At 39.8% G+C, this 20803-nt stretch carries 16 protein-coding genes; 2 read left to right on the forward strand and 14 right to left on the reverse strand.

The window, feature by feature from the left end:
* Positions 1–17: 17 nt before the first annotated feature.
* The 7 genes from H5183_RS16435 to H5183_RS21640 form a co-directional block, all read right to left on the reverse strand.
* The gene (locus H5183_RS16435) at positions 18–2540 is read right to left on the reverse strand and encodes a glycoside hydrolase family 3 protein (protein ID WP_182732210.1); all 2523 of its coding nucleotides are present in this window, start codon (positions 2538–2540) and stop codon (positions 18–20) included.
* A gap of 49 nt (positions 2541–2589) precedes the next feature.
* Positions 2590–3366, reverse strand: coding sequence for a family 16 glycosylhydrolase (locus H5183_RS16440; protein WP_182732211.1), 777 nt, complete (start codon positions 3364–3366; stop codon positions 2590–2592).
* Positions 3367–3442: 76 nt separating this feature from the next.
* A complete protein-coding gene (locus H5183_RS16445) occupies positions 3443–6145 on the reverse strand; it encodes a TonB-dependent receptor (protein ID WP_182732212.1) in 2703 nt (900 codons plus the stop codon).
* 697 nt (positions 6146–6842) lie between these two features.
* A complete protein-coding gene (locus H5183_RS16450) occupies positions 6843–7130 on the reverse strand; it encodes a putative quinol monooxygenase (RefSeq protein WP_149982864.1) in 288 nt (95 codons plus the stop codon).
* 55 nt (positions 7131–7185) lie between these two features.
* Complete coding sequence (gene dkgB, locus H5183_RS16455) at positions 7186–8013, reverse strand: 2,5-didehydrogluconate reductase DkgB (RefSeq protein ID WP_145241103.1); 828 nt, start codon at positions 8011–8013, stop codon at positions 7186–7188.
* Positions 8014–8494: 481 nt separating this feature from the next.
* Complete coding sequence (locus H5183_RS16460; RefSeq protein WP_182732213.1) at positions 8495–8920, reverse strand: hypothetical protein; 426 nt, start codon at positions 8918–8920, stop codon at positions 8495–8497.
* On the reverse strand, positions 8917–9438 hold the full coding sequence (locus tag H5183_RS21640) for a BON domain-containing protein (RefSeq protein ID WP_218939791.1): 522 nt from the start codon (positions 9436–9438) through the stop codon (positions 8917–8919). The genes H5183_RS16460 and H5183_RS21640 overlap by 4 nt, the downstream gene beginning before the upstream one ends.
* Before the next feature lie 169 nt (positions 9439–9607).
* Between H5183_RS21640 and H5183_RS16470 the strand changes: the two genes are divergently transcribed.
* Positions 9608–10435 carry a PRC-barrel domain-containing protein gene (locus H5183_RS16470; protein ID WP_145242835.1) on the forward strand — a complete coding sequence of 276 codons (828 nt, stop codon included), beginning with the start codon at positions 9608–9610 and terminating at the stop codon, positions 10433–10435.
* A gap of 80 nt (positions 10436–10515) precedes the next feature.
* Here the strand turns inward: H5183_RS16470 and hflC are convergent, their stop codons facing one another.
* The 3 genes from hflC to H5183_RS21835 form a co-directional block, all read right to left on the reverse strand.
* Positions 10516–11499 (reverse strand): protease modulator HflC, encoded by a 984-nt coding sequence (hflC, locus tag H5183_RS16475; protein ID WP_182732214.1) that lies wholly within the window; start codon positions 11497–11499, stop codon positions 10516–10518.
* Positions 11500–11501: 2 nt separating this feature from the next.
* A complete protein-coding gene (hflK, locus tag H5183_RS16480) occupies positions 11502–12566 on the reverse strand; it encodes an FtsH protease activity modulator HflK (protein ID WP_182732215.1) in 1065 nt (354 codons plus the stop codon).
* Positions 12567–12757: 191 nt separating this feature from the next.
* The gene (locus H5183_RS21835) at positions 12758–12892 is read right to left on the reverse strand and encodes a hypothetical protein (RefSeq protein WP_257326201.1); all 135 of its coding nucleotides are present in this window, start codon (positions 12890–12892) and stop codon (positions 12758–12760) included.
* A gap of 540 nt (positions 12893–13432) precedes the next feature.
* Between H5183_RS21835 and H5183_RS16485 the strand changes: the two genes are divergently transcribed.
* Entirely contained in the window at positions 13433–14428 is a 996-nt protein-coding gene (locus H5183_RS16485) for a LacI family DNA-binding transcriptional regulator (RefSeq protein ID WP_182732216.1), read from the forward strand.
* Here the strand turns inward: H5183_RS16485 and H5183_RS16490 are convergent.
* From H5183_RS16490 to H5183_RS16505, 4 genes are all read right to left on the reverse strand, one after another.
* A complete protein-coding gene (locus tag H5183_RS16490; protein WP_145242828.1) occupies positions 14400–15614 on the reverse strand; it encodes an oligosaccharide MFS transporter in 1215 nt (404 codons plus the stop codon). The two genes, H5183_RS16485 and H5183_RS16490, sit on opposite strands and share 29 nt — an antisense overlap.
* A 61-nt stretch (positions 15615–15675) precedes the next feature.
* Positions 15676–17688 (reverse strand): glycoside hydrolase family 32 protein, encoded by a 2013-nt coding sequence (locus H5183_RS16495; RefSeq protein WP_182732217.1) that lies wholly within the window; start codon positions 17686–17688, stop codon positions 15676–15678.
* A complete protein-coding gene (locus H5183_RS16500) occupies positions 17675–19012 on the reverse strand; it encodes a sugar porter family MFS transporter (protein ID WP_182732218.1) in 1338 nt (445 codons plus the stop codon). Before H5183_RS16500 ends, H5183_RS16495 begins: the two co-directional genes overlap by 14 nt.
* A 50-nt stretch (positions 19013–19062) precedes the next feature.
* Positions 19063–20772: a RagB/SusD family nutrient uptake outer membrane protein gene (locus H5183_RS16505; RefSeq protein ID WP_182732219.1), complete on the reverse strand. Its 1710-nt coding sequence runs from the start codon at positions 20770–20772 to the stop codon at positions 19063–19065.
* Positions 20773–20803: the final 31 nt, after the last annotated feature.

Below are 20803 nucleotides of genomic sequence, written 5' to 3' on the forward strand. Positions count from 1 at the left end.
ATCAACAGCCATGGGTATTACTTTGCACACGTTAATGATAATGAGTCATTACTCGGTTTTATAGTCAACGCCACATCAGCAATTGCTAAACTTAAATTTTGACTAGTAATGCGCAGCGCGTCTGTTATTTTTTGCTCAGCAAGTCCGCTATCACCACAGTGCAAAGGGATTGCTAGAGTATGCCAACTTTTGTCTGTCATTAATTGTGAAAACGATGAAAAATCAATATTCCTTAAGCAATGATTTTCGCTACACATGACTTGCAAGTTTGCTCCTTGTTCAGGAGCTTTATCTATGCGCATTTTTAATTCAAGGTAACCTGCACTAAATTTACTATCTAGCTGTTTAGGCTCTAGGTGACTCAAGCTAACAGCGGCTTGTGCGCGCCAATTAAAGCCACGGCCATCTTCTTGATAAGATAAATTGACTGATTGCATAAGTAAACTTTGTTTATCGCCACTGGTTGCTGATGCACCGCTGGCTAACACCTTTTCTGTGCTTGTATCTGCCAGTTGCCAAGTCATATTTTTGGCTAAGTTTCTTACAAACAGGGGATGTGAGTCACTATTAACCATTTTTTTAGGGCTGGTCTTCTCACTCAAAACAGACACATTTATTTTGTCCTGATAAGTTAAGCCATAGCCATAAGCAAATAATGGATCATAGTCAGCATCGTTTAAGTTTAACGTAAATTGGTCATCATATTTAGGCCATGAAAAACTCAACTTACCGCTGAAATCAAACTGGGCTTTACCTTGGCTATTAGTTAATAGTACATCTGCAACGCCCTCACCTTCAGAGCCTGGTAGCCAAGCAGCAACAAAAGCATCCGATGCATTGAGCTCTTTATTAACCCACAACGGGCGGCCGCTTAAAAATACCGTTACTACAGGAATATTATCAGCTTTAAGCTGCTTTAATAACGCAAGTGCATGTTTAGTTTCATGCTGAAACTCAAGCATCTCGATGTCACCAAACCATTCTGCATAAGGTTCTTCACCAATAACAACAATGGCTACATCTGGCTTGGTTTTATACTCACCAGACTCGCTCAAAGTGATCTCACCACCCGCTTTTGTTACTTGCGACTGTAAACCCGCATAAATAGAGGTTGCATTTGGAAAGTCACTATTGGTATTGTCTGTGCCCTGCCAAGAAACACTCCAGCCTCCTGCTTGCATATTGATTGCATTTGCACCTTTGCCGGCAACTAAGATGCGGCTACTCGCTTTGATTGGCAGCACGTTTTCGTTGTTTTTTAATAGAACGAGTGACTTACGAACCGCTTCTCTTGCCAAAGTGCGATGCTCATTAGCACCTAACCACTGCGGGTGTTGTGATTCAGGTCGCGCTGATGGTTTGCTCTTCGAAAACACACCCCAGCGGATTTTAGCCCTTAAAAAGCGCCTAACGGCATCGTTAATTCTTGATTCTGCGATTACACCGTCTTTCACTTGCTTAACAGTATTATGATAAAACGCTTCAAAATGCTCTGGCACCATGATCACATCAACGCCCGCGTTAATTGCTTGCGCACATTGCTCTAAATCGCAGCCTTCTACAAACTTGTGAGCATTCCAATCACTGACTACAAACCCATCAAAACCAAGTTGGTTTTTAAGTACATCCGTTAATAAATGTTTATCGCCATGTACACGTTTGCCATTCCAACTATTAAATGATGCCATCACTGATTGCACACCTTCATTAATAGCCGAAAAATAACCTGCGCTGTGAATATCTCTTAATCCTTTTTCATCGATAAGCGTATTTCCGCGATCAACGCCTCGCTCTGTACCACCATCGCCCACAAAATGTTTTGCGGTTGCAATACGGTTACTGCCTTTTAAAAAGTCAGCGCCTATATCACCTTGAATACCTGTCACCATACTACCTGCATACAGCCTAACTAATTCAGGGTCTTCTGAGTAACTTTCATAGGTTCTGCCCCAGCGATCATCTCTGACTACAGCGACAGTAGGAGCAAAACTCCATTCAATCCCAGTGGCTGAGACTTCTTTCGCTGTTGCTTGGCCTATGCGCTTAATTAAGTCGGCATCGTGCGCAGCTCCTAAGCCAATATTGTGCGGAAATAACGTAGCGCCATACACATTGCTATGTCCATGCATGGCATCAGTACCCCAAATAGTCGGTATTGCAATACCGTCTTTCGTTGAGTCCATTGATGCTAGGTACATTTCATCGGCATATTTTAACCATGTGGCCTGATCAGCGCGTTTGTCGCCATAGGGCGCTGTATTACCGCCATTTAGGTATGAACCAAACCCATATTTGCGCATTTGTTCAACACTTAAATAACCAATTTCGGGCTGAATCATTTGCGCCACTTTTTGCTCTATGGTCATCTTTGCCAGTAGTTGTTCAATTTGCGCTTCTACAGCGGGATCGCGTTTAAGTTTAGTGTTTACATAAGGCCAGTTGACTTGCTCACGCTCTGCACTGAATGAATATTGACAAGTAAGCGCCCCAACTACGGGCAATAAGCAAAATAATAATTTAGAATATTTGATTTGATACATTAAAAACCTTCGAGATTAAATTCTATTTATAGATACAAACTTCTTAATTTTATTGGGGAATGTACTCAATAAAATCATAGTACGCCCACGAAGGACTGCCGTAGTATTGACCTGGGAAGTAATAGCCTTCGGTTGAGTTATCACCATTCCATTGGTTAATCATTATTTTTGTATTATCCATCGGCCATGCATACGCGGGAATTTCATTTTCAGCTAAATGACCATCGCCATTGTCTTTGTAGAGCACTCTTAATGTTTGCTCATTTCCTTGAGCGTCGTATAGGTACCAACGAATCGAGTTGCTAGACCAATCAAAGCCAATAGTTAATAAGTTTTCTCTGTAATCAAGTCCGTATTGACTTAAGTCGATGTCCTTTTCCCAGCTTTGATAAGTGCCACCTTGCGGCTGATAAATCACATTGGTATGAACAACGTTCCCAAGGGAGGGTAAAAGCTCAATATCTATCTCTTGCCATGCTCTGCCGGGGGAGTCCCACCACGATGTGTAAGTAAAAATAGAAGACACAGTGCCTTGCGTATTCCCTGACTTAACACTGCCTTGCACCTTGCCAAAGCCATAGAAATTATTACTTTGCAGCTCAGCACATGCGCCTTGTGATAATGAAAGCGTGATCCCCTGTTGGCTTGGGTTAATCATTGCAGGGGAAAATTCACAGCCAAAAGGCGAGCCATTGTCGCCACTTCGCGCATTCCAAATGGCATTATCGTAACCCCATGAAAAATTATCTTTAAAATAATTGGCATATGTAAAAGGTGAGATAAACACACAACCTGCAACTAACGAGCTAATAAGCTTAGTTTTCATTATTGATCCTTATTTAAATTGTACACCTCCCACAGTGGTATATTGACTGTGGGAAGTTTAATTGTGGTTAGGTTATCTAGAATGAAAAACCAGCTCTTACACCGTAATACCTTGGCATGCCAAAGCTGCCTTTTGGAATTCCTTTGCTAGTATTATTCCAATATTGAATAGTTTCATCAGAGGCATTATTAACGAATACTTCTGCGTACCAGCTTTGTCCTTGCGGCTCATATTTAATTGACGCGTTATAGACTGCAAATGCATCTCGGCTATCGTCAATGTATTTTGTCGCCTCGTCCGACACGCTAAAATCCATATCATCTAAGTGTTTATCAACATTCCATACTGTTGAGTACGATTCATCTTTCCAGCTCGCATTAAGCCAACTATGGATAAAACCATATTCACCTAAATCAAATGTATGTGTGTAGCTGATATTTGCCGTGAACTTAGGCGTCATCGCTAGGTTATTGCCTTTAAGGTTGGTTGATAGCAGTGTATTTTCAGGATTTTTTGATTCCTCATAAGAAATATCAAAAAGATACTCAGCATCATAATCCCACTTAGTATTCCAATCGTCAGTCACTTTGGCATCGGTCCAGGTTACATAACCGGTGATACGCCCGCTTGGGTATGGCTTCCAATCAAACTCAAGCTCAATACCTTTGATTGTTGAACTAGGAACATTTTGTGTGTAATAAGCAATCACAGGCTTGTTTTGAAAATCAAGTACAGGCTCGCCATTACTATCTAAAACGGGAGAGCCATCTTCATCTTCTACCACAGATAAGCGTTCTACGTTACCGATTGAGCCCACTGATGCGTATTGCATGTCGGTGTAATCTGTGTAGAAAAACGCGGCTTTTAAGTTTAATGAATTATCAAAAAAGCTCGATTTAGCGCCAAGCTCCCATGTAAGTACTTCTTCTGGGTCGAACTTAGTTTCAAAGCGTGTTACGTCGCCGGTTCTATCATTTACGACTTCATATACATCACCAATTCCGCCGGCTTTAAAACCACTGGCAAGATAGGTATAAACCATCGTTTCAGGTGAAATGTCGTAGTCTAAACCAACACGAAAGTCATGATGCTGCCAACTTCCTTTATTATCGTTTGCAAAGTATGACGCATAAATTGAAGGATCTTCGTAGTAATCAACTGGTAAGTTATTTAGATCTGTTCTATTTAACCAACCAACAGCGCAACCATCGGCATTAGAGCAGCGGTATGTTTTGCCTCCTTTATCTTCTTTCGTTTCATCACTAAAACGATAACCAAGTGTTAGATGTAATTTTTCAGTTAAATTGTATGTACCTTGGCCAAACAAAGCGAATGCGTCTGTAGAGCGATCAGGTTGATCCCAAAAGGCTTTATCGTCCATTGGGTTATCGTAATAACCTAAGGTCGTGGTTTTTTCGTGGAAATAGTTAGCACCAACAATCCAAATAAAATCGCCGTATTCGTCAGATTGTAATTGCACTTCTGTAGAAAAAGATTCAGCACCAGTGCCATCTAAAAAGTACGTTGCCCCATCCCAAGGATCGAGGCCGACTTCGCTATCTTGTGCTGAAGAGCGTTCCATATCCTCATAGCCAAGTAGCCACACAAGCGAATATTCATCACTGATATCGTAGTTAAGGGTATTTCTAAGATAGGTGATATCTAAATTAAGCTTACCAGGCACATTCACAACAGCTTGATATGTATTATCACTGGGTAAAAAGTTTGTGCAATCGCCGCCCAGCTCTTCACTTCTACCGCGAATTTTATCGCAGTTAACTAAATCGAGATTGTTATTGCTGTTATTAACGTACTTTTGAAAAACGGTATGATTTGAAAAGCCACCATCTAACGGCTCCCAAAGCGTACTAATTCTAAAAGAGTATTCATCAGCGTTGTTATAAAAGTCGTCTTTTTCTGCGGGGGTTAATTGGCGAACTTTTTGCGCCTCTGGATCAGTGCCTGCACCATCTATCCACCAGTTTTCTCGCTGCGTAACTGTTTGACCAATACCTTGATAAGAATCCTCTGAGATAACAGGAGCATTGAGAATATCGTCGCTTAATCGTCTTGAGTCGTATTGGTTAGGATCGTAGTAACCCTCAAGGTAAGAATCTCGTTTTAATCCTTTGCCAGAAAACCGTACTGCAAATTCGTCATTAATTGGAATATTAATTACGCCATCAATATTTTTGCTGTTGTATTTTCCTGCTTCAACGTTCACATTACCGTATAAATGAGTGAATTCAGGCTTTGCTGAGATAACATTAATGCTACCAACTGTAGAGTTTCGACCAAATAGCGTGCCTTGTGGCCCCCTTAATGCCTCAACTCGTTCAATGTCATACATCAGAGCTAGCGCTCCTTGCATTCTTGGCGAATAAATACCGTCAAGGTGAACGCCAACAGCAGGGTCGCCAAGCTCGGTAATATTAGTAGAGCGTACGCCACGCATCGAGATAACAGGTGCTGATTGATCCGTCGCTGTGGAGATATCTAACCCTGGTACTAGATTAGCTATATCTTTAACACTATTTACGCCATTTTGCCTGAGCTCAGCCTCCGTTAATGCTGTAATAGCAACAGGGGTTTCCATTAACTTTGTTTTACGTTTGGTTGCTGTTACAGAGATAATCTCTAAGGAGGTACTTTGTTCTTGCGCAGTGTTGCTTTCATTCGTATTTGTTGGATTATTCGTAGCAGCTTGTTGGGCATGTAACGGGAATGAGCAAGCTAATGCTACCGCAATTGATAATGCTTTTTTATTTATTGTGTGCATATTCGACCTTTTGATGTGTGTGTAAAACGTTAAGCTTTGTTACTTTTATTTAACAGTCTCACAGTATCCATAGGGTCTTTTTTGATTACTAGTCAAATACGCTAAGGCGAGTTAGATATAATACAAGCCGAAATTAAATCTTGGACAATAAATAAACTGACTCCTTGATTTAGTATCAACAGTCAAAAAACTTAAAAATTTATTGCATGAAAGTAAAACTGACCACCGATGCCATAAACACAAATAAAGCGGATATAATCAGTGAGCGATGAAAAATACCATGGCATAACTTTATATACCCAAAAACGCAGGTCAATACATTAGGTAAGTTATCAAGGCTCACTCATTGTCACATGCTAAGGCGTGATTAAAGCCATGCTTAACATGCTAAGCTCGATATAAAATACGTGGCTTTAAACACTGCCCCTATATACCCAAACCACCTCAAGATGCGAGTTTCAGTTGGAATTAAAAGCGATTTAGGCAAGGCATTGATTGCAAATAATAGTGGTTCTATTGTTAAAATCAATAACGCAGTATAAATCGCTTTTAAACCAACCCTTTGGGCGTTTCACAGGCACTTACTCTCAGCGTTGTTACTTCTTAAAAGGGACGGCCATTCTTGCAAAGTAACGCCTTGATATTAAGCACCTGTGAAACGCTGAATTCTGCATCTTGAGGTGGTTTGGGTATATTATTAACCAATCGTTTTATACACATCAATATTACTGTGAGTAAGTAGAGCACCGGCCTGTTCACCAAACGTTTTAAAATGTGGCGCTAACTTATGCTCTTCAAAGTGCTCATTTGTAGCCCATTGTTCAGTTACAATGTAATCGGTTTGCGTGTCATTATTTTTCACAGCCAGCTCGTAGCGTAAACACCCTACTTCTTTGCGCGATAACTTTTGTAAGTTATCAAGTGCACTAAGTAACGTAGCTGCATCAGCGTTTTTACATGACAGCATTGCTATAACGGTTAACATAGTTATTCCTTTGCATTAAAAAGTGCAGACTCACTGCACTTTATATTGAACACGCTTAAAACGTGTCTTGATCCCACTGCGGTGCAAAACTTGGGGTTGCTTGACGGTCGCCGCAATCGAGAGCATCAATACGCGCAATGTCTTCTTCATCAAGTTTTACGGCTTTATCATTAAAGTTATCTTCAAGATTTTTACGCTTAGTTGATGACGGAATGGTCGTCATACCCTTGGCGTTTACCCATGCAATAACCACTTGTGCAGGGCTTGCATCATGCTTCTTAGCAATATCAATAATGGTATGATCGTTTAACACTTTACCTACCACAAATGGCATATAGGCGGTGACATGAATGTCATGCTGCTGACAAAAAGCACGTAACTTGGTATTGGTTAAATAAGGGTGTACTTCTATTTGGTTGGTGAATATTTCACGTGAGTCCAGTGTTTGCATGGCTTCTTTTAAATTCGCAATAGTGAAGTTCGATACACCAATATGCTTAGTTAATCCAAGCTGCTTTGCCGTTAATAACTCAGTTAAATACTCGCTCATTGGTTCATCGTTTGATGGCGCAGGCCAATGGATCAACAATAAATCGACAGAATCGAGTTGCAGCTTGTTAAGAGACTCTTTCACACTGGCGATAAAATCGCTTTTATTCAGTTTGTTATTCCACACTTTGGTGGTAATAAATAGCTCGTCTCTAGGGATATTGCTGTCTTTTATCGCTTGGCCAACTTGCTCTTCATTGCCATAAATCTGTGCGGTATCAATATGGCGAAAGCCAACTTCTAATGCCATTTTTACAGATTCATAAGCTGTTTTTCCTTCTAAGCGGAATGTCCCCATGCCTAAGTCTGGCATTTCAATTACACGTTGTGTCATAACTTTATCCTTATAAAAATAATCGGTTTAAATACAAACTTATTAGATTTCTAACCTAAGTTTTTCGAAATACACCTGTTACTTTGTTCATTTAAAATTTTTGACCTCGTAAAAGGTATGAGGCCATTAACCTTAGTTTCAAGGGCTAGAGCCTGTTTATCTTTCACAGTTACTTTTACATCCGTATGTTTGGTTTTTAGATAAGGCAGTATTAATGTAAGTAGATAGCCAGAATAAAGTGCGGAAGTTTTACTTAATTTTTTACTTAACCCATCAGATTACAAACCTAGCATGGTGATTAAATAGCTTATAAATTAAACAACCTTCAACCAGAGAGGTTAACCGGCCCTAGAACCTAATAATTATATTTATAAATGGCTGCTTTAAAAAAATTGAAAGTGCATCTCTCAAGGCCGCTATTTTCAACACTGTTAGCGCTGAAAGTAGTGGCTCAAAGTCGATTTATTCTACTGCGCTCTAGTTACTTATCTCTATGTTTTTGTAACATTTTCATTTCACTGTAGCTGCTGTGTTCCATCATTTGATCCATCATCACTTGCATCATTCTCAGCTGACCTTCCATTTTATTGATACGTTCATCGCCCTCAGTTTCTGACTCTGAATCATCACCATTTTCATTTAGGTCGTTTATCATCCGCATATTTGCACGCATTGAGTTCATATGTTGTTCCATTAGCTGCTCACGCTTTTGTGGATTATTTTCGTTTTCGATCTGTTGCATTAGCGAAAACATTTGCCGCATTTTTGGTTCCATATGCGATGTTTCTTTATCATGCATCATCTTGCCCATCATCATATGGTGTTCGCCTTCGCGTTCATCTTCTTGGGCAACTGCTGTAACAGCAAAAACAGCGGTTATAACCCCCACGATTAGATATCCTTTCATAACGAACTCCTTTTCACAGTCAGTTCATCATGAATAGCATGCGTACCTTCAGCACCTTTGGCAATTAACATTGCTGAGTCAATTTGGCTTTGGCTATCAACAATACCAATTAAACGCACATCGCCTTTATTCGTAATGACTTCGATATTAAATGCTCTGAGAATAGGATCATTCATTAAAGCCATTTTAACGTTTGTAGTTACATCGATATCTAAAACATTGTTAGCCACCGTACTTTTTGGCGGCTTTTCCGCAGCAATTTCTGGGGATTTATAGCAACCAGTTAATTGTGAAACCATCAGTATTGCAACAACACATAGTATTTTTGAAAAGTATTTATCCATTAGGATATCCTCAGTATTAAGTGGAGCGATCACCATCGGCGGTAAAGTGTATTCTTCACTACCTACCATCACTTTATTATGTAAGAGGCTAACGTTCTGTTCGTTATCGAACTCAAAACAACTGTGTGTCAATAATAAAAAGCAGCGATTCATACTGGTCATTACTGCATTCATGTAATTAACTCGCTAATTTGGCTGTGTACTGCAGCGCACAGACAACCGCGGCAAATAAGCTAAAACTAAAGCGGTTCATTCAAATCATCGCCTAGTTGGCAACCTCAATATCAGCTCTAAAACACGCCAACACTTTATACTGTCGACCCCATTAAAAAGGATAACTACTATGTTACGTAGCATGAAAGATCTTGAAAATTGCGCTATCGCTGCTACCGATGGTGTGATCGGTAAAGAAAAAGATTTTCTATTCGATGATTTAGCATGGGTGATCCGCTATTTTGTTGTTGAAACAGGTTCTTGGCTATCCAGCCGTCAGGTTTTGATCTCACCAATTGCGGTTCAAAAACCAAACTGGATAGAAAAAATTCTGCCTGTGTTGATCAGTAAAGAACAAGTTAAAAACAGCCCAACTATCGATAACGATAAACCCGTGTCACGGCAAAATGAGGCCAGCTTACTCGATTATTATGGCTACCCTTATTATTGGGTAGGCGAAGGATTTTGGGGAGGCGGTATTTACCCTTATTTATTGTACCGTGACCACCAACACCTCCCACATACAGAAGCAGGTGCACGCAGCGCACAACTAACTCACCATAATGTTAAAAGTGAAGATAATAAAAAAGCAGATCCAAATTTACGCAGTTGCAAAGAGGTTATTGGCTATCATATTAATGCAAATGATGGTGATATTGGTCATGTCTCTGGATTATTAGTAGAAGAAACAACGTGGGCGGTGCGTTATCTGATCATCGATACCAGTAATTGGTGGGGTGGACATAAAGTGCTCGTGCCACCAGAGTGGATCAGCGAAGTATGCTGGCTCGACAATACCATCAGCGTTGATCTCAACCGCCAAGTAATAAAAGATGCGCCAGAGTATGATTATAACCTGCAAATAACTCCCGAGTTTGAAACAGCTATATATCAACATTACGAACTAGCGGGTTACTGGGCAAAAGTAGCCAAAGCTAAAAAGCTGGCAACCAATTAAACAAAACATCCCCCAAAACGCCAGCTTGCTGGCGTTTACTGTCATCTCACTAACCTTCCTATTTACACTGTGACCTGCGACTAATTATTGCCTGGTATTGGTTGTGTATCGGTGTTTTTTAAATACTTAAATAGCTCACTATCGGTTGATAATACCAGTGTCGTATTGTCATTGAGTACCAACTCATATGCTTGTAATGAGCGAATAAACGCATAAAATGCAACCGCTTGTGCATTTTGATTATAAGCGTCGGCATAAATCGCCGCAGCTTTTGCATCAGCTAAACCACGGATCTCTTCTACTGCGCGGTATGCTTCTGACTGAATTTTATTTAAATCTCGCTCACGATTACCTAAAATTCTAGCCGCTTCACCTTTACCTTCTGATAAAAAGCGTTCAGCTATTTGCCGACGCTCGCTGATCATTCGCTCATAAATTTTCGGGCGGACACTCTCATTATAATTAATACGCTTAAAACGAATATCGAGTAACTCAATACCAAACACTTTGACTTTTTCTGCCGCTGCATTAAATATATCTTGCTCCACCAGCAAACGACCAATATGTATTGGTACTAAACTTCCGATATCTTGCGCCTTTTCGGCCTCAGTCAATAGCTTATCGCGAAGAGGCTGGCGGTCTTTAGAGGTACGAATAATTTCAATCAGCTCATGTTTAGCAACTGCATTACGTGTTTCACTGCCAAAAATATCATCGAGCCTTGATTGTGCACTGCGTTCATCACCTAACCGTAAAAAGTATTGTAATGCATCTGTCACTCGCCAACGGGCAAACAAACTGACTGAAATATAAAGCTTATCTTTAGTTGGCATATCAGAAGGAGTGCCTTCCCATTCCAGCACACGTTTATCAATTGAGTTTACTTGTTGAATAAATGGCATTTTAATTTTGATACCCGCATCAGTGATAGGGTTGCCAACAGGACGGCCAAACTGAGTAATAATAACTTGCTCTACTTCGTTAACTGTATACAAAGCGTTATTTAATGCCGCTAAAATAAATGCTAATAAAATACCAAGAAAAAACAATAGATAATGTCTCATGCTCACTGGCCTTTAAGTGGTGTTAGATTAAGCAAAGGCAGTACATCTAGCGCACTGCTATCAATGATGATTTTTTCGCTAACTGTGGGCATTACTTTTTGCATTGTTTCTAAATAAATACGCTTTCGAGTCACCTCAGGCGCTTTTTCAAACTGAGCAAATAAGGCGTTAAAGCGCAGCGCATCACCCTGCGCTTCATTTACACGTTTTAGTCGGTAGCCATCAGCCGCACGGATACGTTGGTCACGCTCACCTTCAGCCAATGGAATAATGCGATTGTAATCACGTCGCGCTTCGTTGATCAGCTTTTCTTTTTCTTGTTGCGCTTGGTTTACTTCATTAAAAGATGCTTGTACGGCTTTTGGTGGATTAATATTTTTTAGCTGCACTTGGTCAATGCTGATCCCCATCACATATTTACTCGCTAATGCTTGCATCTTACGCAGTGCTTCAACTTCAATCTCTTGACGACCAATGGTAATAACTTCATCAACGGTACGATCGCCGACTACTTCTCGCATCACCGATTCTGATACATAGCGCAAGGTACCGGCAGGATCACGCACTTCAAACAAATAATTTTTAGGATTTGCAATACGATATTGGATCACCCACTCAACAAGGGCTGTATTTAAATCGCCAGTCACCATTTGCGTTTCGCCCAATTGATTACGTAACTGCACGTCACGGCGCTTGCCAGTAAAGAATATATTATTATTAATAGTCACATTTTGATTAGGATCGGTTGCGCCGGGAGTAGAAAAGCCAAACTCTTGTTTTAGTTGGCGTTTGATTGGCACAATATGAACTCTATCGATACCAAGAGGCAGTTTAAAGTGTAAACCCGATGGTAAAATAGTGCTAAATTTGCCAAATCTTAATACTACCGCCACCGAATCACTGGGTACAGTAAACAAAGCGGTGTATAAAGCACTAAAGCAAAACAGCACTGCTAAAATAACAAAGCTGGTTTTATACTTGCCATTGGGAAGCCACAACTGATATTTACCTAGCCGTTTAATTAGACCATTACTTTCATTATTTTTGTCTTCTGTTATTAATGACATAGCGCTCTCAGTAGCCTTAAACAACAAGAATATGATCCCTCACCAACGAGTGAAGAACCACAAATAGTAGAGAACATCTATTATCTAGCTCCTTGTATATTTATCGAATCTACCTGTCGATAATGCCACTCAATCCTTAATTAAGCTCAAATAATGCTTTGCGAAAACTGGTTAGATAATTAACGACTCTATTATTTTTGCTGGGGTTTTCTGTATGATTTTTTCGTGTCAGGTTCTAAAGCTGCGCGCTTGCTTGCCGCTTCTTTTTTTAGTGTTTCAGCAGACTTTTTATCATCTACTTTTTTATCATGAGTTGGATTTTGCATAGTTGCCTCAGAGTTCTCGCCTCTCACGTTAATGTAAAAGGCCGAGATTTAAAGCCTAGTTTATAAAGCTCCCCAACTCTGTGCGCTACAACACTTAAATACTATATTTGGTTTTATTTTCGCTGGGTGCTCAATAGACGCTGATTTATCACTACTATGCTCGCGACCTGTATGAACGATGGTGTGATAACTGGAGGTTAGAAACCTCAGGCTAGCCGATTATGTTTCGTGAAACCTATGTTAGTTTTATTTTAAATTCTTCTGATGTTTACGAAACTCTTTTACTTTCATATCACCTAACTCCTAAATAGGTGTCTAGTTTATAGCTACTGTAAATTTTGAAAAAATTTGTATCAGCCCTTTTTATATCTGACCCATGTTGTTACATCATGAGTATAATTCGCCTCAATAACTTAAAAGTAAGCCTCTGAATAAGTTTATCTTTAGATAACAACGACAACTCAAACCTTAACAAAAACATATAAATAAAGTGCAATCTGCTGTTATACTGTTTTTATTCACAGAGGGTCTTATTCTAGTATGGTTACAATTAAGCAAGTCGCTGTCCACGCAGGTGTTTCATTTAAAACTGTATCGCGAGTGGTCAATAATGATCCAACAGTCAAAGATATTAACCGCGAGAAGGTTCTTAAAGCGATAAAAGAATTAGGTTATCGTCCTAATCGTGCGGCAAGTTTAACGCGACGTAAAAACTCAAACATTTACGCAATTATTGCTGATGAACTGCTTAGTGTTCCTTATACTTTTGATATTATTCGTGGTGCCCAAGAAATTGCGTGGCAGAAAAATAAAGAACTGTTGATCCTCAATGTTAACGAAACCCAAGCGAGTATAGACAGAGCTATAGAAAGCCTTTTAGAGTATCGCGTAGAGGGCGTTATATATTCAGCAATGTATCATCGCCAAGTTGTGGTAGCTGATGAACTAAAAAAAATACCAACAATTTTAGCTAACTGTTTTCCTGCTTTGAATAATTTCCCTTGTGTAGTCCCTGATGAACAGCAAGCAGGTGAAGATATTACCGATGCATTAATACGCAAAGGCTATCGCCGCATTGCTTTTTTAAACTTAAATGAGCATATAATTGCAGCCAAAGGTCGCAAACAAGGCGTTATAAATTCATTTAAAAAGCACGGCTTACCACTCGATGATTTACTCATTGAATCGGTGATTATTGGTCAAGCCAATGGTACTGAGATTTCTACTTCGAGAGAGTCTGCAGCGAGAGTAATAGACGAGTTTAAACCTGATGCTATTATTTGTGGTCAAGATCCCATGGCGCTAGAAATTTACTTTGTTGTGCATGATAAAGGAATGATCGTTGGTAAGGATATTGGTATAGCAAGTTTTGATGATTGGGGCAGTATTCCACAATTATTACAACCGAATTTAACTACCATGGCATTACCCCATCATGCAATGGGACGTTGGGCAATGGAATACCTCATAGACCAGCGTACTGATATTGTTCATCACAGCCTACCGTTTAAATTGATTGCTCGTGATTCGTTTTAATAACATCTTTTTTTAATGTAAAAAGCGATAATACAATAAACACACAGATAACCAAACCCAAATACTGGTAGGCTAACGCAAAGCCTACATGATCATATACAACACCTACCGCGACGGCTAACATTGACGCCACCAATTGCGTAGTAAATTGAAAGCCAATGATATAGATCATCGCTGAATAGCGCGCATCAAAATGCATATTGATATATTTAAATAACGCAATCAGCATCAGCGGTAATTCAATGGCGTGTAATAATTTCAATAAACTAATGCTGATAGAGTCACTAACAATCCCCGAGCAATATATTCGTATCGCCATCAATACACCACTTAACAGCAACGAATTTTTAATGCCCACATAATTCACCCATTTAACAGCTAAATACAAAATAGCCGCTTCAAGAATAACTTGCGCTGAAGTTAAATAGCCAAAAAACTCTCGACCTTGCTCTGGGGTGTCAAAAAAAGAGGTGTAATAAATAGCAAATTGCTGATCAAATACCGCATAAATACAACTAACACCGATCACAAATACACTTAAACGCCAAAGCCCTGCGATTTTAAAAAATGCTGTAAGCTGTTTTACAGGAGAAAAAGTTCGAGAAGGCGCTATTTCACGCTGATTTTGTGCGACCTTAACAAAGGCTAAAAAACCCATTAAGCAAACCGCCGCAATGCTTGATAACCAATAATTTAAACTAGGAGATAAATTAAAGGATAAACCGGCAAAGTAGCTTGCCATAGCCCAACCCAGTGACCCCCACATTCGAGCTTTACCAAATTCAAAGTTGGTCGAGCGACTTTGTTTATCAATATAACTTTCAAGCGTTCCTACTCCAGCTAAAAATGCACATGAAAAAACGGCACCGCCTAAAATAGCAGCCAGATAAAACTGCGTTTGTAGTAGTGGCGCGTATACAAAACTTACAAACGGGCCAATCAACATGATGAAAAATGCAATGAAGTAAAGCAGTGTTTTTTGTAAACCGAGTTTATCTTGCAAAATGCCGTAACAAGGCATCACGAGTAAAGCCATGATGGAATTAATGCTAAAGATAATCCCGACTTTAGCACTATTGAGGCCGACTTCTTGACTAAGCCAAATAGGAAATAATGAAAATGAAAAAGACCATGCCATAAAATAAACAAACAAAATGACACTTAATAGTCGATAATTGCTACTCATATATCGCATAGCCTTAGAGAATGATTAATGACTCTATAATAATATAGAGTCATTTTGGAAGTTATTTTTCTATTGCTATATTATTTAACTTAACGTCACTAAGCGACAAAGGCTGCTCAGCACTCACTTGTATTTTATTGTAAGGAGAGGTTGGAAAAACAATCGACGTCATAGAGCTAACCCCTTTATTTACAAACACTTCTACCGACGCTTTATCTACCCATATCTCAACATCGTAATACTCAAGGCCTTTTTGTAATGGCGCTGTTTGTAAAGAAGCAAACCCATCTTCAAAGTCTTTTAAACCCGATTGTCTACGGTCAAGTACAAGTTGTCCTTGAGCTGGGTTTAACTGCAGCTTAGTGTATTCACCTTTATCAGAGCTAAGCACAATATCAGTAACTTGCTCAGCGTTTGATAAACTAAAGCTCACCTTAAATTGCCCAGGTTCGACAGTAAAAAGCTCATCTAACTGGTAGCTATTTGTGCCAGTTAGGGTTGCCTTTTGCTGTGTGTTACTCAGTAAACTATCGAGTTCTTTGATAGGTTGAGATGCCAAACGCACGCCTGCTGGCGTTTGTAATAACTTTAATTCTCTGGGAATCGTCATTGCACTGCGCCATACCTCAGTCGGTACTTGGTTTGCGTATTGCCAGTTACTCATCCATCCCATAAATAAGTGTCTACCGTCTTGAGCATCAGAAAAAGTCACGCCAGCATAATTATCTGTTCCGTAGTCTAGCCATATTGACGGTTCATACTTTTCTTTTGCTGCTTTATCAGAAAATACGATATCAGCAATTTTTATATGCCCCCAATCACCTCGTTCATTGTCTACCACTTTAATATAAGCTTGCTGGCCTTTTAATTGACTCACGTTCCAAGAACGCTCGGTCATTGTACCTGTATTGTTTCCGCTTGCGGTTTTAACTATTTCACCATTAACTAACAACTGTATTGCGGTACTGTTATGATGCTTTCCGCCTGCAATTTTAAAGTTAATGAAATCATGATCAATCGCAAATGATTTTGAGGTTAAGGTACCAATTGCCTCATCCGAGCCTTTAAAAGAACTGGCAATGGTATTTGCTGGTTGATCATTTACTATATGAAATGCTTCACCCGATACTTGCCAATTTTTTAAGCCATTTTTGAAGTTAGAAAAATCAAGCCCTTGAGGGAAAACGGCAGGTGTTGTTGTAAGCATTTTTTGATAATCGCTATCCAACACAAATTTTTCACCGTCGAAATCGCCAACAAAATATTGTGTACCAGAGCCGCCATTTGGCGCGCCAGGGTTAATACTCACTAATAAAACATATTTATATTCATCGGTGCCTTCAATACGCACGCGAATAAGATCTGGACACTCCCATACACCTGCGTGACTTCCCCAATCAGCGCCAAAGTTACTTTCAAATTGCCATGTTTTTAAATCTTTTGAGCTGTAAAAGCCGATATGATCATCTTGCGCTAATACCATGACCCATTGCTGAGTATCTTCATGCCAACTTACTTTAGGATCACGGAAATCGCGGATCCCAGGGTTTTTTAATACCGGATTATTAGCGTATTTTATCCATGTACGGCCTTTATCGGTGCTATATGCTATACCTTGCGTTTGAAAATCAATCGCCCCTTGTGCCGCCTTTTTATCATCGTGATAGGTAAATATAGCCACTAATGGTGGGTTTTCTTTACTGCCAAAGCCGCTGCTATTTTGCCAATCAACCACCGCACTGCCAGAGAAGATAGTACCGTGCTCATCAGGAAACAACTTAATTTCTTGATGCTGCCAATTAACCATATCTTTACTAATTGCATGTCCCCAATGCATTGGCCCCCATACCGATGAGTCAGGATTATGCTGGTAAAACAGATGATATTCGCCTTGGTAGTAAACCATACCATTAGGATCGTTCATCCAATGCTTTTCAGGAGTAAAATGAAAAGCAGGTCTAAACGCCTCTTTGCTCGGTTTATCTGCACCCTTAAGGGCTGTTTGTTCAGTTGGGTTTGTCATGCTACATGCTGCCAAAAATGATGAAATTAAAACTAAATTAACGGTTCGCATCTAATGCTCCATGCTTATTATTGGTATCTAATGAAATTGCTTCTAAAGAACGTCCTTTTGTTTCTGGCATAAACCACGCAACAAAAATCAATTGCCCTAACATCATTAAAGTAAAGAAAGTGAATACTTCAGTGGCACTAAAACGTTCTAAGAAAAATGGCATAAGTAAAGTGATTGCTGCGGCAAAAAACCAATGCGTACCGGAGCCTAAAGACTGCCCTTTTGAACGTACTTTGTTCGGGAATATTTCTGCAATGAAGACCCAAATAACGGTACCTTGGCCAATGGCATGAGCGGCAATAAACACAAATACAAACGCTACAACCGTTAAGCCTCCAGAGTCAGTACTAAATGCCCACGCCACAACAGAGAGGGAAATAACGTAGCCAATTGAGCCGATATACATCAGCGAACGTCGGCCAAATTTATCAATCAACGATAAACCAAGCATGGTAAAACATAAGTTAACCACGCCAATTCCAGCGCCTGAAAGTAAGGATTGATTTACATCCAATCCTGCAAGTTCAAATACGCGCGGTGCATAATAAATAATAAAGTTGATGCCAGATAATTGATTAAATGCGGCAAATAAAAATGCAAATAAAGCCGCCTTATTGTAACTACCACCAAATAGCTTTGATTGACTGTTTTGTAACTTGTCGCGTTCAATGTCATTTAATACTTGGTCTGGGTTTTGTTCACCTAAAGTCACTAAGATTGAACGCGCTTTAGCTTTTTCGTTTTTCTTTTGCACTAACCAACGTGGGCTTTCAGGTGCCTTAATGATCATTAATAAATAAGCTAAGGCCGGTATTGCCTCCACGCCTAACATTAAACGCCAGTCAATTGCTGATGTTCCTGCAATTAAAAAATTAGAAACAAACGCAACTAAAATACCAAATACAATTTGAAACTGATAAAGCGCGACCAAACGCCCACGGTACTTAGCAGGTGCAATCTCAGAGATATAAGCAGGTACAACAATTGAAGAAATACCCACTCCCACGCCACCAATAAACCGTAATAAAGCGAAGCTATAGGCTTCAGGAGCCATGGCGGAGCCAAGTGCCGAAATTAAAAACAACACCCCAACTAAAACCAATGTGGGTTTTCTACCCCACTTATCGCATGGGTAATTACCAGTTAAGGCACCAAGTAGTGTTCCCCATAAAGCTGAAGACATAATAAATAAGCCATGAAATAACGAGCTCGTATTCCATAATGCTTGAATAGGTTTATCCGCACCGGATATAACAGCAGTATCAAAGCCGAATAAAAAACCAGCAACTGCAACAGTGACTGACCAGTAAATAATTTTTTTCATAATCACTCTTAAAACTTAAAGCTTAAAAGGTGGGCCGAAACCCACCACTATTAATAACCTGGGTTTTGTGTGTACGACCCACCACTTAAAATAATTTGCTGGTTTGGAATAGGTAAATACTCATGCTTACCTTTAGTGAAAATAGCATCGACTAAATAAGGTTTACGTACAGCTTCAATTGCCAAGTAACTATCAATAGTTTCTTTTGCTATTCCCCAACGCACTAAGTCAAAAAAGCGATGTCCTTCAAGCCCTAACTCTAAACGTCGCTCAAAGCGCAGTGCTGCTCTTGCTTGTTCTTTAGAACCAAAACTTGTATATAAGCCAATGTTATAAATACTCGCGTTATGCAATTTATCGGTGCTTTGTTTAGCGCGTTCACGAATACGGTTAATGATTGGCAATGCTTCGTCATATCTGTCTAACTCAATTAATGCTTCTGCTTTCCAAAGCAATACTTCAGCGTAACGAATGAGTGGTGTATTTAATGAAAAGATAGGAAAAGGGCCATTCTCACCACGACAACTACAGTCAGGGTGTTCAAGATCTTTCATTGCCGTAAAGTTGCCATATATACCAGGGGCACGTGCCCAGCTATCACCGCCATGGATCAAATTTTCGTCATACTTAAATGGTTTACCTTCCATTGCCACAGTGTGATCTAGGCGAGGGTCAACTGAGTCAGTCGTCATGTCATAATTAAAGTCGTTAAAAGAGCCAAAGAACGGCAAGCCTTGTTGGTCTGTTTTAAACGCATTAACAAAATTTTCTGTTGGTACATGAAAACCACAACAGCCAAAACCACCAGCCATTGGCGCATTTAATGCACTAGGCCAGCTACCACGTCCATCTGGAGAGCCGTCATTTAGAGAGCGCTGAATAGCAAAAACTGACTCTTTACCATTCTCACTTTCAAACAAGAAGTTATTCGCGTAATCATCAAATAAGCCATAGACGCCAGCCTCTTCAATTTCATCAACTAGGGCCACTACTTTTACAAGTTTATCTTTATTAATATTGATAACTTCATGTAGCTCATTCTGCTCATACGCTTGGTAGAGCAATGTTTTAGCTAGATATGCCTTAGCTGATAACGCTGAAGCGCGCCCTACATCTTCTTGGGTTTGTGGTAAATTGTTTGCAGCAAACTCAAAATCTGCGGCAATTTTATCCCATAGCTCCTGATCGCTCAGCTCACGATTAGTAGCGCTAAGAATTTGATCTTGAGTCATTGTTTCATCAATCCACGGGATATGCTTATGATGTATTTTTAAATCAAAGTAGAAAATACTGCGAATGAACCGCAGTTCGGATTGTTTTGCAGCACTGTTTTCAATAGCATCTGGCGCATTTGCGATTACCGCTAATGCTGAGTTTGCTCTTGAAATACCGGTGTAATTACGTACCCATTTCTTATTATTCAAATCAATCAAATCTGGCGGGAAAGACTCCATATCAGGCACTATTGGTTGATATAGAGACAAAGCATGATAAGCAAAGATATCACCAGGTCCATTACCGCCTTTGTGAGCGTCTCCGGCACGTAAGTTTCCTGTCGGCCATAAAAAGTTAGGGGCAGTATAATGATCATTGCCTAGATATGAGTAGGCAGCAATGACCAAAGCATCTATATTTTCACTGTTAGAAACTTGCTCTTCGGTTAATACCCCAGAAGGTGCAACATCAAGATCAGAACCACCACACGATGCTAAAGAAAGCGCGAGTGTAGCTGCTGTAAATAGAGTTTTAATTTTATTCATAATATGTGCTCGTATCGTTGTCGTTTTAATA

The sequence above is a fragment of the Pseudoalteromonas sp. SR44-8 genome (assembly GCF_014163635.1).
GTDB classification, from domain to species: domain Bacteria; phylum Pseudomonadota; class Gammaproteobacteria; order Enterobacterales; family Alteromonadaceae; genus Pseudoalteromonas; species Pseudoalteromonas rhizosphaerae.

What these genes read in the sequence shown, in the direction of transcription:
- H5183_RS16450 (WP_149982864.1), bottom strand. Translation starts at nt 7,130, where the DNA reads ATGTTAACCGTTATAGCAATGCTGTCATGTAAAAACGCTGATGCAGCT.
- H5183_RS21835 (WP_257326201.1), bottom strand. Translation starts at nt 12,892, where the DNA reads ATGCAAAATCCAACTCATGATAAAAAAGTAGATGATAAAAAGTCTGCT.
- H5183_RS16485 (WP_182732216.1), top strand. Translation starts at nt 13,433, where the DNA reads ATGGTTACAATTAAGCAAGTCGCTGTCCACGCAGGTGTTTCATTTAAA.
- H5183_RS16435 (WP_182732210.1), bottom strand. Translation starts at nt 2,540, where the DNA reads ATGTATCAAATCAAATATTCTAAATTATTATTTTGCTTATTGCCCGTA.
- H5183_RS16505 (WP_182732219.1), bottom strand. Translation starts at nt 20,772, where the DNA reads ATGAATAAAATTAAAACTCTATTTACAGCAGCTACACTCGCGCTTTCT.
- H5183_RS16470 (WP_145242835.1), top strand. Translation starts at nt 9,608, where the DNA reads ATGTTACGTAGCATGAAAGATCTTGAAAATTGCGCTATCGCTGCTACC.
- H5183_RS16495 (WP_182732217.1), bottom strand. Translation starts at nt 17,688, where the DNA reads ATGCGAACCGTTAATTTAGTTTTAATTTCATCATTTTTGGCAGCATGT.
- hflK (WP_182732215.1), bottom strand. Translation starts at nt 12,566, where the DNA reads ATGTCATTAATAACAGAAGACAAAAATAATGAAAGTAATGGTCTAATT.
- dkgB (WP_145241103.1), bottom strand. Translation starts at nt 8,013, where the DNA reads ATGACACAACGTGTAATTGAAATGCCAGACTTAGGCATGGGGACATTC.
- H5183_RS21640 (WP_218939791.1), bottom strand. Translation starts at nt 9,438, where the DNA reads ATGAATGCAGTAATGACCAGTATGAATCGCTGCTTTTTATTATTGACA.
- H5183_RS16460 (WP_182732213.1), bottom strand. Translation starts at nt 8,920, where the DNA reads ATGAAAGGATATCTAATCGTGGGGGTTATAACCGCTGTTTTTGCTGTT.
- H5183_RS16490 (WP_145242828.1), bottom strand. Translation starts at nt 15,614, where the DNA reads ATGAGTAGCAATTATCGACTATTAAGTGTCATTTTGTTTGTTTATTTT.
- hflC (WP_182732214.1), bottom strand. Translation starts at nt 11,499, where the DNA reads ATGAGACATTATCTATTGTTTTTTCTTGGTATTTTATTAGCATTTATT.
- H5183_RS16440 (WP_182732211.1), bottom strand. Translation starts at nt 3,366, where the DNA reads ATGAAAACTAAGCTTATTAGCTCGTTAGTTGCAGGTTGTGTGTTTATC.
- H5183_RS16500 (WP_182732218.1), bottom strand. Translation starts at nt 19,012, where the DNA reads ATGAAAAAAATTATTTACTGGTCAGTCACTGTTGCAGTTGCTGGTTTT.
- H5183_RS16445 (WP_182732212.1), bottom strand. Translation starts at nt 6,145, where the DNA reads ATGCACACAATAAATAAAAAAGCATTATCAATTGCGGTAGCATTAGCT.